The sequence below is a fragment of the Candidatus Eisenbacteria bacterium genome, assembly GCA_016930695.1.
Lineage (GTDB): Bacteria > Orphanbacterota > Orphanbacteria > Orphanbacterales > Orphanbacteraceae > JAFGGD01.
Genome location: JAFGGD010000045.1, coordinates 89,534 through 101,925 on the forward strand (window position 1 = coordinate 89,534; position 12,392 = coordinate 101,925).

Annotated in this window: 10 protein-coding genes; all 10 read left to right on the forward strand. The window is 66.5% G+C overall.

The window, feature by feature from the left end; genetic code table 11:
• Positions 1-3: 3 nt before the first annotated feature.
• The 10 genes from JW958_11030 to JW958_11075 all read left to right on the forward strand — a co-directional run bounded on the left by JW958_11030 (position 4) and on the right by JW958_11075 (position 12,391).
• On the forward strand, positions 4-1,017 hold the full coding sequence (locus JW958_11030; protein MBN1826787.1) for a glycosyltransferase: 1,014 nt from the start codon (positions 4-6) through the stop codon (positions 1,015-1,017).
• Entirely contained in the window at positions 1,017-1,733 is a 717-nt protein-coding gene (locus JW958_11035) for a glycosyltransferase family 2 protein (GenBank protein ID MBN1826788.1), read from the forward strand. Before JW958_11030 ends, JW958_11035 begins: the two co-directional genes overlap by 1 nt.
• A 2-nt stretch (positions 1,734-1,735) precedes the next feature.
• On the forward strand, positions 1,736-2,131 hold the full coding sequence (locus JW958_11040; GenBank protein ID MBN1826789.1) for a DUF2304 domain-containing protein: 396 nt from the start codon (positions 1,736-1,738) through the stop codon (positions 2,129-2,131).
• Positions 2,100-4,289 carry a tetratricopeptide repeat protein gene (locus JW958_11045; protein ID MBN1826790.1) on the forward strand — a complete coding sequence of 730 codons (2,190 nt, stop codon included), beginning with the start codon at positions 2,100-2,102 and terminating at the stop codon, positions 4,287-4,289. The genes JW958_11040 and JW958_11045 overlap by 32 nt, the downstream gene beginning before the upstream one ends.
• Positions 4,290-4,353: 64 nt before the next feature.
• Positions 4,354-5,286, forward strand: a complete 933-nt coding sequence (locus JW958_11050) for a glycosyltransferase family 2 protein (GenBank protein ID MBN1826791.1) — start codon at positions 4,354-4,356, stop codon at positions 5,284-5,286.
• Positions 5,283-6,845, forward strand: coding sequence for a hypothetical protein (locus JW958_11055; GenBank protein ID MBN1826792.1), 1,563 nt, complete (start codon positions 5,283-5,285; stop codon positions 6,843-6,845). Before JW958_11050 ends, JW958_11055 begins: the two co-directional genes overlap by 4 nt.
• On the forward strand, positions 6,842-7,966 hold the full coding sequence (locus JW958_11060) for a glycosyltransferase family 4 protein (protein ID MBN1826793.1): 1,125 nt from the start codon (positions 6,842-6,844) through the stop codon (positions 7,964-7,966). Before JW958_11055 ends, JW958_11060 begins: the two co-directional genes overlap by 4 nt.
• Positions 7,959-9,098, forward strand: coding sequence for a UDP-N-acetylglucosamine 2-epimerase (non-hydrolyzing) (gene wecB / locus JW958_11065; protein ID MBN1826794.1), 1,140 nt, complete (start codon positions 7,959-7,961; stop codon positions 9,096-9,098). The genes JW958_11060 and wecB overlap by 8 nt, the downstream gene beginning before the upstream one ends.
• A gap of 19 nt (positions 9,099-9,117) precedes the next feature.
• Entirely contained in the window at positions 9,118-10,047 is a 930-nt protein-coding gene (locus JW958_11070; GenBank protein ID MBN1826795.1) for a flippase-like domain-containing protein, read from the forward strand.
• Complete coding sequence (locus JW958_11075) at positions 10,025-12,391, forward strand: hypothetical protein (GenBank protein ID MBN1826796.1); 2,367 nt, start codon at positions 10,025-10,027, stop codon at positions 12,389-12,391. The genes JW958_11070 and JW958_11075 overlap by 23 nt, the downstream gene beginning before the upstream one ends.
• Position 12,392: the final 1 nt, after the last annotated feature.

Sequence of the window (12,392 nt, forward strand, 5' to 3'; positions counted from 1 at the left end):
TCGATGGAGGAACGTGGGCGCGCGAAGGAGCCGGTTTTTTCGGTTGTCGTTCCGGCATACAACGCCGCGGAGAGGATCGGCGCGGTGGTGCGCGCCGCCGGAGGGCAGCGCGGGTTGCGCGGCGAGACGGAGGTGATCGTCGTGGACGACGGCTCCTCCGACGGCACCGCCGTCGAGGCGGCCGATGCGGGCGCGCGCGTGATCCGACAAGAAAACAGCGGACCCGCGGCGGCGCGAAACCGCGGCTGGAGGGAGGCGGCGGGCGATCCGATCTTCTTCACCGATTCGGACTGCTACCCGGCGCCGGATTGGGCGGCCCGTCTATCGGCGCTCCTCCGGGAGGAGGGGGCCGGAGCGGCGGGAGGCTCCTATGACGCGGCCAACGGCGACTCTCTCCTCGCGGCGTGCGTGCAGGAGGAGATCGCCCTCCGCCACCGGCGGATGGGGCGCGAGGTTCGTTTCCTCGGCTCCTACAACCTCGCCGTTCCGCGGCGGGTGCTGGAGGAGACGGGTGGCTTCGACGAGAGCTACCGCCGGGCGAGCGGCGAGGACAACGACCTCTCCTACCGGATCCGCGAGACGGGGCGCCGGCTTCTCTTCGATCCCGAGGCGCGGGTCGCGCACGAGCACCCCGAACGTCTCGGCCGTTATTTGAAGGAACAGGCGCGGCACGGGTACTGGAGAATGAAGCTGTACCGCGAACACCCGGAAAAGATGAGCGGCGACGATTACAGCGGCTTCGCCGATTTCATCGAGCCCCCCTCCGCCCTCCTCGCCCTCGCGTCGATTCCCTTCCTCGCCTGGGGACCGGCGCGGCTCCTCTTCGCCCTCTCGGCCGGTACGCTTCTCCTCACCGCCGCCCTCCCGACCGCGGCGATCCTCCGGCGAAAAGGCGATCCGCGGCTCGCCGCCTTCCTGCCGGTCCGTTTCCTCCGCTCCTTCGCCCGCGGGATCGGCATGTCCGCCGGCGTCGCCCGCTTCTGGATCGGCGCCGGCCGGCGCGGAGGGGAGGGATGATGAGCGGCGGCGTGGTGGCGCTTGTTCCGGCGTGGAACGAGGAGGGGACCGTGGGCCGCGTGGTCCGGGAGATCCGTGAGGCGTTGCCGGGGGCGATGGTGGTGGTGATCGACGACGGTTCCGAGGACGACACGGCGGGCGCGGCGCGGCGCGCGGGCGCGGTGGTGCTCCGCCTCCCCCACAACCTCGGCATCGGCGCGGCGATGCAGACCGGTTACCGTTACGCCCGGGAAAAGGGATTCGACGCGGCGGTGCAGGTGGACGGCGACGGACAACATATCCCCGCCGAGATCCCCCGCCTTCTCGAGGCGCTCGAAGAGGGGGCGGATCTGGCGGTGGGCTCCCGCTTTCACGAGCGGGGGGATTACCGTTCCCCGTGGGCGCGCCGCGCCGGCATCCTTTTCTTCTCCCTTACGGTTTCCCTTCTAGCGGGCCGCCGTTTCCGGGACACCACCAGCGGTTTCCGGGCGGCGAACCGCCGGGTGATCGAATTCTTCGCCCGCGAGTATCCCAGCGACTACCCGGAGCCGGAGGCGATCCTGATCCTCTCGCGGGCCGGCTACGCGGTGCGGGAGGTGCCCGCCCGTCTCAGGGAACGCGGCGGCGGCAGCTCGTCGATCACGGCGGTTCGCGGTGTTTACTACATGATCAAAGTTTTTCTCGCCCTCGTGATGGGCACGCTTCGGCGGGCGCCGCGCAAGGGAGGAGGCGAGTGACGATGAGCCAAATCCAGATCGTCTCGATCGGCGGGTCGCTGGCGCTTCTGCTGATCATTCTCGAGTTGATCCGGAAGGGAAAACTGGCCGAAGAGTACAGCCTTCTCTGGATCGCCACCGGGGCGGTGCTGCTCCTGCTGTCGATCTGGCGGGGGATCCTCGATGCCTTTGCGCGCGTGGTGGGCGTCTATTACCCGCCCTCGGCGCTCTTTCTCGTCGGTTTCGGTTTCATGCTGCTCCTGATTCTTCACTTCTCGATCGTTCTGAGTCGTCTCACCCGGAACAACCGGAATCTGGCCCAAACGGTGGCCCTGCTCGAGAGAAAGCTGGAGGAACGGGAGGAGGAAAAACGGGGAGGGGGTTCCCATGGCGAAGATGAAACGACCCGGGCCCGTTAAGGAGAAGCCTCGCCTGCCGGCTTTTCCCCGTTGGGCTTTCCCTGCGGTGATGGCTGCGTCGCTGCTCATCGGGTGGGGAATCCGCAACTTCGATCTCGGGGCGGATCCGCCCGCGTCGATCAGTTGGAGCCAGGGACCCTTTACCGACGGCGCGGTGGTGGTGCACAACGCCCGCAACGCCGTTCTTTTCGGCGAGTGGATCCTGAAGGACGATTACTGCCGGGACGTCGCCCTCTTTCCGCTCTCCAACATGGCGGTCTACCCGGTCTTCCGCGCCTTCGGCGTCGGGCGCCGCCAGGCGGCGTGGCCGAACACGGTCTTCGGCTCCCTGTCGATCCTTCTCGTCGCCCTCGCGCTCTGGGCCGCATACGGGAAAGGAAAGGCGCTTCTCTGGGCGGTCGCCGCCTCCTTCAATTATTTCCTGATCATGTTTCAGAGGATCCCCATCGCGGAGCCGGCGATGATCTTTCTGATGGCGCTCTCTTTCCTCTTCTTTTGTCTCTCCGAGAGGGGGAAACGGTACGTCATTCTCTCCGGCGCCTTCGCGGCGGCGGCGCCTCTCTTCGGCAAGGCGCACGCCTACTACTTTCCGGCGGTTCTTCTCGCGACGTATCTCCTGACGGGAGGAAAGCGGGATCCGCGCCGGCGGAGCGCCCGGTTCGCCGCGGCGGGCATGGCGATCGTGGCGGCGCTCTGGTTCCTGTTGCTCTTTCTCCCCTACGGCGAATACATCACCGCCCACGTGCTCCACGAATCGGTGAACAAGCACGGGGGCGGAGCGGTGGCGACGATCCGTGCCGTGTTGCAGAACGCCGTCATCATGGGGAGCTACACCAAGATGAACGAGCGGATGCCGGCGGCGGCCCTGCTCGGCTTTTTCGGCCTCGTGGGGCTTCTCTCGCGCGGTCGTCGCTTTCTCACGGAGGAGCCGCCGGCCACGGTGTTCCTCTTTCTCTGGCTCGTCACCGGATGGTTCGCGATCGCCTTGGTGAAACTCCCGGCCCCCCGCTATCTTTCGGCGCTCGCCTTCCCGATCCTGTTTTTCGCCGTGAGCGCCCTGGAACGCTTGTGGGAGGGGAGGCCGATCGTCTGGAAGCACCCGCGTTCCCTTCTCGGCGGGCTGCTCACCGCGGGTTTGGTTCTCTTTCTCTTCTACCAACCCCTCGCCGCCTTCGGCACACTGACATTGGAGAAGCTGCGGAACTCGTCGTGGGGAATCGGGGTCTACGAGTTCTTCATTCAGAGAGAGCGCTACGACGAATTGGCCCTTTTCTGCCTGGCGGAGGCGTTGGTTCTTCTCGTCCTCGCTTACGGCCTCTTCTCCCTGCGCGGCATGAACCGACCCGTGCGCTTTCCCCTCAACCGGAAACGGGGGCGGATTGTCGCGGGCGTTCTGGGGGCGATTCTCCTCTTCTTGAACATCGGGAACTGGGTCTACTGGGCGGAGACGCGCACGCACCTCGTGAGGGACGCCTCCCGGGACCTCGGCGACTGGCTCGGGCCGAACGCCCGCCTCATGGGGTCCTACGCCCCCACACTCGGTCTGGACAACACGATCCGCGTCTTCCCCTATTTCGGTGGCCTGGGGGACAAGGACGTCTTCCGTAAATACGGGGTCACGCACGTGGTGGTGGTGAGCCAGGGGGACCACGGGATCGTCAAGAACGACTACCCGTCGATCTTCGATGCGTGGAGCATGGTGCTTTCCTATCCGCTCATGAGCAAGTACTCCGACACCATGGGGATCTTCCGGCTCCCTTCGGAGGTCGATGGGGCGAGGGTCAACGACTACGAACCCTCCCTCTTCGAGCGGGCGGTGGACGTCGCCAAGGAAAGCCGTTGGGAGGACGCCCTCGCGCTTCTTCAACGTTTCCGCGAGGAGAAGCCGGATAACGCGGACGGGTACTATCTCATCGGATTCATGTACAATGAGTTGGGCGGCACGGAGCAGGCGGAGGCCGCCATCGCGCATGCGATCGATCTCCGGCCCGAGCGTCCCGGATACGCTCTGAAGCTGGGCGAGATCTACGCCCGGATGGGGCGTGTCGCCGAGGCGCGGGCTTGGATGGAGCGAGCCTATTTCATGAACCCGCGGGATCAGGCGGTGCTGGCGGCGCTCCAAAGCCTCGATCGAGCGGCGCGGAGCACTCCGCGCTAGCCCCGGACCGAAGCGCCGGGAAGGAGGGACCATGGAGGAGCTCCGGAAGGTCGAGAAGGAGGAGTTGGATCTGACGGTCCTGATTCCGCTCTACAACGAGGAGGCCTCTCTGCGCGAGCTGAAGGAGCGGGTGGCCTCCGAATTGGACCGCGGCGGCTACCGGGGGGAGATCCTCTTCGTGGACGACGGATCCCACGACGGCTCCTTCGAGGTGATCGAGGAGATGGCCGCCGGCGACGACCGCGTCCGGGCGATCAAGTTTCGGAGCAACTTCGGCAAGGCCGCCGCCCTGGACGCCGGCTTTCGCGAGGCCCGCGGCCGGATGGTGATCACCATGGACGCGGACCTCCAGGACGATCCCGCCGAGATCCCGAAGCTGATCGCGCGCCTCGAAGAGGGATACGACGTCGTGTCGGGGTGGAAGAAGAAGAGGCACGACCCGATCACCAAGACTGTGCCGTCCAAGTTCTTCAACCTGGTGACCGCCGCCGTCACCGGGATCCGGATCCACGACTTCAACTGCGGACTGAAGGCTTACCGCGCGCCGGTGGTGCGCGAGGTCCGTCTTTACGGCGAGCTGCACCGTTATATCCCCGCCCTGGCGGGTTGGAAGGGATTCCGCGTCGGCGAGATGGTCGTCACCCACCACCCGCGCCGCCACGGCCGTTCCAAGTACGGTCCCAAACGGTTCCTCGCCGGATTCCTGGATCTTCTGACGGTGATGCTCCTCACCAAGTTCACCGTCAAGCCGCTCCACCTCTTCGGGCTCGTCGGCTCCCTGATGGGCTTCGGCGGCGTGATGATCAGCCTCTACATGGTGTCTCTGAAGATCCGTTACGGGGACGTGCAGGGGCGCGTACCGCTCCTCTCCTTCGCGGTCCTCCTCATTATCATGGGGATGCAGTTCCTCTCCACGGGATTGCTCGCGGAGATGATCGCCAGTCGCCGCGCGGGCCAAGAGACGCATTACTCCATCGAAAGGCGGCTGGGCCGTTGACTCGTCGCGCCTCTTCCGAGAGACGAAAGGGGGCCCCGGCCGCCGCCCGGGAGCCCTTTCCCGTCGCGGTCCTCCCCTGGCTGCTGGCCGTGCTCTTTCTCGCCGGGGCGCTCTTCCGCTTCGACCCGGACCTTTCCCTGAACGGGGACAACGCCCAGTTTCTGATCTTGGGGGAATCGATCGCCACGGGACAGGGGTACCGCCAGATCAACGAGCCCGTTCCGCCGGCGCACACCAAGTATCCCTTTCTCTTTCCGCTTCTCCTCGCGGGAACCCATTTAATCGCCCCCGGGAACGTCGTCGTCCCCAAGGTGTTGGTGCTCCTCCTCGGCGCGGGCGCCGTCTATCTACTCGTCCGTCTTCTGTCGTCCACGCTCTCCGTCCCGGCGGTCGCCGCCTGGGGGGCGCTCACCGCGCTCAACCCGCAGCTTCTCGACTTCTCCCATCAGGTTCTCTCGGAAATCCCCTATCTCTTCTTCAGCGCTCTCGCGCTCCTGCTCTTTGCCGTGTGGGAGAAGCGGGGGGGGAGGCGCGCTTTCGCGATCGCCGTGATCGCCGTCGTCGCCGCCTACTACACGCGGACCGTGGGTGTCGCTCTCGCCGCCGCTTTTGTCCTGCGGCTCCTTTTTATCCGGCGTTTTCGCTACGCCGCGATTCTCGCGGTGGTTTTCGTCGCGGCCGTCACCCCTTGGGCGGTGCGGAACCGGACGGCGGAGGGAGGGGAATCCTACGTTCGCCAGTTCCTCCTCCAAAATCCCTACGACCCGGAGGGAAAAAAGCTGACCGCGGGCTACTTCTTCGGCAAGCGTGTCCGGGCGAACGCGGAAACATACGGCGCCTACGAGATCGGACGGTCGGTGGCGCCCTCTCTTTTCCCCCCGCTGAAACCGAAAAGCTTCGGCGGCACGGGATTTCTCTCCGCGATCGTGACGGTCATCGCCCTCCTCGGCCTCGTCCTCCGGCTGCGGGCGGGGCCGGGTGCGCTCGAGCTGTACACCGGGGCTTACCTGGCGATCTGTCTCGCCTGGCCGGAGGTGTGGGCGAGCATCCGCTTTCTGCTCCCGGTGATCCCGATGATCCTTTACTACTTCGGCGTCGGCGTCGTCCGGACGTTGGGAAGGATCCCCCGCGTTCCGATGAAGCCGGTGCTGGCGGTGCTCCTCTTCCTCCTCCTCGTCGGCGAGGCGGAGTCCAACGTGCGGGCCGGCTTCGCCCCGCGCGGCTATCCGGCGCCCTGGCGGAACTACTTCGCCGTCGCCGATTGGGTGAGGACCGAAACGCCCGAGCCCAGCGTCATCTGTTGCCGCAAGCCGTACCTCTTCTACGTGCGCGCGCGGCGTCGCACCGTTTCCTATCTGTGGTCCAGGGACCCGGACAGCGTGTTCGAGGAGATGATCGCCGACCAGGTGAATTACGTGGTGGTCGCCCACCTCTCGGCGACCACCGGACGCTATCTCGTACCGGCGGTTCAAAAGCATGAGGACCGTTTCGACGTGGTGCTCCACCTTCCCAATCCAGACACCTACTTGCTTCGCCTGCGCGAGGAGGAGCAACCTTGAAAATTTTTGTGCAAACGATTTATTTCCCTCCGCGCCTCGGCGGGATCGAGAACCACGCCTATTACCTTTGCCGCGGCCTCGCCCGGCGGGGGCACGAGGTCCGGGTGGTCACCTCCCGCACCGAGCCGGAATCGGCGGTACGGGAGCGGGAGGGGAACATGACGATCCGGCGGGTCTTCCTGCCGAACCGGAGCCCGCTCGGCTGGACGGTAAACGCCGCCGCCTCCTTTCCGGCCGCGCTCCGTGAGGGGTGGGGTGCGGAGATGCTGCACGCCCACACATTCCAGTCCGTGCCGCCGGTCCTCCCGGTCCGATGGCTCCGCCGAACCCCTCTGGTGGTCACCATCCATTCCTCCCATTTTCTTCGCATGGTGAAGAAGGCGCATTGGAGGGTGGTGTTCCGCGCGATGCTCCGGTCCGCGGACCTGATTCTCGCCACGAGCGACGAGTTGGCCGACGCCTGCCGCCTCGTGGCGCCTGGGAAGAGGATCGAGCCGGTGGTGAACGGGATCGACACCGAGCTTTTCCGTCCCGTGGAGCCGAGCCTGGAACGCGGGGAAGGAAGGCGGATCCTGGTCACCACGCGGAGGCTGGTGAAGAAAAACGGCGTCCGCTACCTGATCGACGCCATGCCCGCGATCCTGGAAAAGAACGACTGTGACCTGTATCTTGCGGGCATCGGACCGGAACGGGAGGATCTGGACCGCCGGGTGGCCGGCCACGGCATCGGAGAACGGGTGCATTTCCTCGGCGGCGTTCCGAACCGGGAACTGCCGGCGCTCCTCTCCTCCGCCGACGCTGTGGTGATCCCCTCGCTTGTGGAGGCCACGTCGCTCTCGGCGTTGGAGGCGATGTCCTGTGAGCGACCGATGGCGGTCTCCCGCGTCGGCGGGCTGCCGGAAATCATCGACGAAAGCTGCGGGGTCCTCTTCCGGAGCGGCGATCCCGCGGACCTGGCGGAGAAGGTGAACGGCCTCCTGGCGCGTCCCGAAGAGGAGCGGCGCGCCCTCGGAAGAGAGGGACGGCGGCGGGTCGCGGGGAAATGGAGCATCGACGCCTTGGTGGAGCGCCACGAGGCGTTTTTCCGCGAGGTCCTGGAAGGGAAGAACATTCATGGGTAAGCGATGGACCGTGGCGGTGGTGATCGGCACCCGGCCGGAGGCGATCAAGATGGCGCCGGTGGTGCTCTCCTTCCGCGAGAGCGACGCGCCGGTCCGCGTGGTGACTGTTCTCACCGCCCAGCATCGGGAGATGTCCGACGAGGTCCTCCGCCTCTTCCGCATCGAACCGGACCAAGACCTGAACGTCATGCGCCCCGGTCAGAGTCTCTTCGAAACCATCGCCCGCCTTCTCCCCGGCCTGGAGAGGGTCTATCGGGAGGAGAAGCCGGACCTGGTGCTGGTCCAGGGGGACACGACCACCACCTTCGTGGGAGGGCTGGCCGCCTACTATCTCCGCGTGCCGGTGGGGCACGTGGAGGCGGGTCTCCGGACGCGGGACAAACACAATCCCTTCCCGGAGGAGATCAACCGCCGTCTCACGACCGTGGTCGCGGATCTCCACTTCGCCCCCACCGAAACGGCGCGCCGCGCGCTCCTCGCCGAAGGGGTGCCGGAAAAGAGCATCCACGTTACGGGCAACACGGTGATCGACGCCCTCTTCCGAACCCTCCGAGAGACCGGGGAGGGGGGGAAGGAGGAACTCCTTCCGGCCGGCTTGGATCGCTCCCGGCGCTGGGTGCTGGTCACCTCGCACCGCCGCGAGAACTGGGGGGCGCCCCTCGAATCGATCTGCGGCGCCCTGAGCGACCTCACGGAACGCTACGGCGACCTGGAGGTGATTTATCCGGTTCATCCGAACCCGAACGTCCGGCGTACCACCGACCGTCTCCTCCGGGGGCGGGAGAGGATCCACTTGATCGAGCCCCTCGACTATGTCCGCTTCGTGCACCTCATGAACGAGGCGCATCTCCTGATCACCGACTCGGGCGGCGTGCAGGAGGAGGCGCCCTCACTCGGCAAACCGGTGCTGGTCATTCGGGAGAAGACGGAGCGCCCCGAGGCGGTCGAGGCGGGCACGGTGCGCCTGGTCGGCACGGATCGGGAGAGGATCGTCGCGGAGGCGTCCCGCCTGCTCGACTCGCCCGAGGCGTACGAGGCGATGGCGCGGCGGCACAACCCGTACGGAGACGGCAAAGCCTGCCCACGCATCGTTCGCGCCGTGACGGACTGGTTGAGCCATGAAAGGGGGTAGGGGAAAACGGATCGCGCGCGTGATCTTTTCTGCGGCCCTCACGGCGGCTCTGCTCGTCTTTCTGCTCAGGAGCCTGATCCGGGGCTGGCGGGAAGCGGGCATTTACAGCTGGTCTTTGGAGCCGGCGCCCCTCGTCGCCGCCTTCGTGGTCGCGGCGGCCTATTTCGCCCTCGCCGCCTGGGCGTGGAAGAGAGTGCTCGCCGCGCTGGGAGAGGAGATCCCTTTCCGGGAGTCCTGCCGGATCTGGTTTCTCTCCCAGCTGGGGAAATACATCCCCGGCAAGGTCTGGTTCGCCATGGGGAGGATCGTCCTCGCCGGGCGTGCCGGCGTGGGGGCGGGCGCCGCGTCGGTCAGCACGGTGGTGGAGTTGATGATGGTGCTGCTCGCCTCGGCGCTCGTCTTTCTGGCGTCGCTCCCGGCGCGGCCCGGACCGGCGGGGCGGGAGATGGTCTTCGCTCTCGGCGGGGCGGTGATCCTCGTCCTTCTCCTGCATCCGCGGGTGTTCGGTTTCCTGCTCCGCCTCGCCGCGCGCGTGCTCGGACGGCAGGCGCTTCCTTACCGCATCGGCTGGCGGGGGCTGGCGTCTCTGACGCTCCTCTACGGAGCGAGTTGGATTCTCTACGGCGCCGGTCTGGTCCTCCTCTCGCGGGCGATCCGGCTGGAGGGCGCGCCGCCGCCGCCGCCGGTCGGGGAACCCGCGCGGCTGCTCGTCTTCTCCGGCGCCGCCGCCATCTCCTGGGCGCTCGGATTTCTCAGTGTCCTCACGCCGAGCGGTCTCGGCGTCCGCGAAGCGGCGCTCGGTTATCTGCTCGGTTCCACGCTACCTCCGCCGGGGCCCGTGGTTCTCGCCCTGGCGGCGCGGCTTTGGATCACGTTGGCCGAGATGGGGGCCGCGGCGATCGGTTGGTTCCTGGGGAGAACGCTCGATGAAAGAAAAGAGAAAGCGTAAAAAAGAACGGGACGGGTCGGGTGCCGCAGCCGCACGGTTCACCGCTCGTTGGAACGATTCCACGTGGGATCGAATCGCGCCGGCGGTCTATCTTCTCTTCACGTTGATTCTCTTCGGGGCGTTTCTCTTTTCCGACAAGATGCTCTTCGGCACCGATACGCTGCCGATGGGGTACGCCGCGCGCAAAGTGTTCACCGATCTCGCCCGGCAGATCGGCGGCCTGCCGCTCTGGAACCCCTACCTGATGGGCGGAATCCCGATGGTGGACGGTCTCATGGGCGGCGACATGTTCTATCCGACCACGATCCTGCAGTTCCTCATGCCGGTGCACCGCGCGATCGGCGTCAAGCTGGTCGTTCACGTCTTCCTGGCCGGATGGTTCTTCTATCTCTTCGCGCGGGAGCGGAAGATCGGCCGGCCGGCGGCGCTGGTGGGTGGAGCGGGATACATGTTCGCTCCCTATCTGGTGTCGCTGATTTACGCCGGCCACGACGGCAAGCTCTTCGTCGCTTCGCTCACTCCTTTCGGCTTTCTCGCCCTCGAGCGCCTCCTCCGGCGCGCGCGCTTCGCCGACATGCTCCTCTTCGGCGCCGCGGTGGGGCTGATGATCCTCACCGCCCACCTGCAGCTCGCCTTCTTCGCCTGCGGCGCCTTCGGCTTCCGCTTCTTTTGGCGGATGATCGGCGATTGGCGGGCGGGGCGGAGGGAACGGATCGCGCGAACGGCGGCGCTCTTCGTCGTCGCCGCGCTCCTCGGGGCGGCGATCGGCGCGGTGCAGACCTACCCCGCCTACCGGTACACGAGCGCCTTCTCTCCCCGCGCCGGCGGGGTCACCTACGAATTCGCCACCAGCTGGTCGATCCATTGGGAAGAGGCGGTCTCCCTACTCGTCCCGCACTTCGGCGGCTATCTCGACGGCTACTGGGGGAAAAACCCCTTCAAGCTGAACTGCGAGTCCCCCGGTTTCCTGGTCATGCTTCTCGCCTTCGCCGGTCTCTTCCGCATTCGGAGGGACCGGAATCTGCTTTTCTGGTATCTGCTCCTTCTGGTCACGCTGATCTACGGGCTCGGGGCGGAAACCCCCTTCTTCCGGATCATCTATCATTTGGTTCCGAAGTTCTTCCGAGCGCCGAGCACCATCCTCTTCCTCTTTTCCTTCGGCGCCGCCGTGATCGCCGCCCGGGTCTTGGACGCCTGGCTTCGCGGGGAAGACAGGCGGCGGATACTGGCCGGCGTGGCGACGGGAGGCGGGATTCTTCTGCTCCTCCTGCTCTTCCAATCCGCGGGCGAGCCTTTCTTCCGCGGCTGGGGAGCGCTCTTCCACAAGAACATGCCGGCCGAACGCGTCGCCGCCGCGATGCGAAACGCGCCGACGGCGCAGCTCCAGATCCTGCTCCTCCTCGTCGCGACGGCGCTCTTCGCCGGCGTGGTGGAGTTCGGGCGCCGCTCGCGGTGGCCGGTGGAGGCGGCAGCCCTCCTTCTGGCGGCTCTGGTCTTCCTCGTTTCCGGGGAAACGGACCGCGATTTCGTGAAAACCGTTCCCCTGGAGGACTTTGTCCGGGAGGACGCGACGATCCGGACCATGCGGGAGGACCCCGGCATTTTCCGGGCCCTCTCGAACATCCAGGGGCTCCACGGCAACCTCTTCGGCGTGTTCGGCGTCGAGGCGGCGCGGGGATTCTTCGACAACCGAATCCGCTGGTACGACGAGTTTTCCGATCCGCGGAATCTGAACAGCGGTAACGTTTTGGCCCTTTTGAACATCAAGTATCTCCTCTCCGCCCCCGGGCTCCGGCACCCGGACTTCGTGGAGAGGGCGAGCGAGGGGGGGCGCGTGCTCTACGAGAATCGGGAGGTTTTTCCGCGGGCCTTCCTGGTGGAGGGACACGAGGTGATGAGGGACCCGAGCGGGATGATCGGACGGATCCGCGGAGAGAACTTCGACCCGCGCCGCATCGTTCTTCTCGAGGAGGACCCCGGATTCCCCTCCTTCGATGGGGGAGACGCGGCGGGGATCCTTCCGGTCCGTTGGTCCGAATACGGCCCGAACCGCCTGCGGATCGGAGTGAACGCCCGCCGGCCCTCGATCCTCTTCCTGTCCAATGCATGGCTCCCCTATTGGCACGCCCTCGTGGACGGGGAAGAAGCGCCTCTTCTGCGGGCGGACTACGCCTTCCAAGCCGTGCCCGTCCCGTCGGGAGAGCACGAGGTCCTTCTCTATTATCGGTCTGGGCCCTTCGTCGCCGCCCGGGCGGTCACGCTCCTCGCGGTCGCCCTGCTGGTGCTGGGCGCGGCGGCCGTGGTGGTGGCGGACCGCCGGAGGAGATCCACCGATGTGCCCTGAC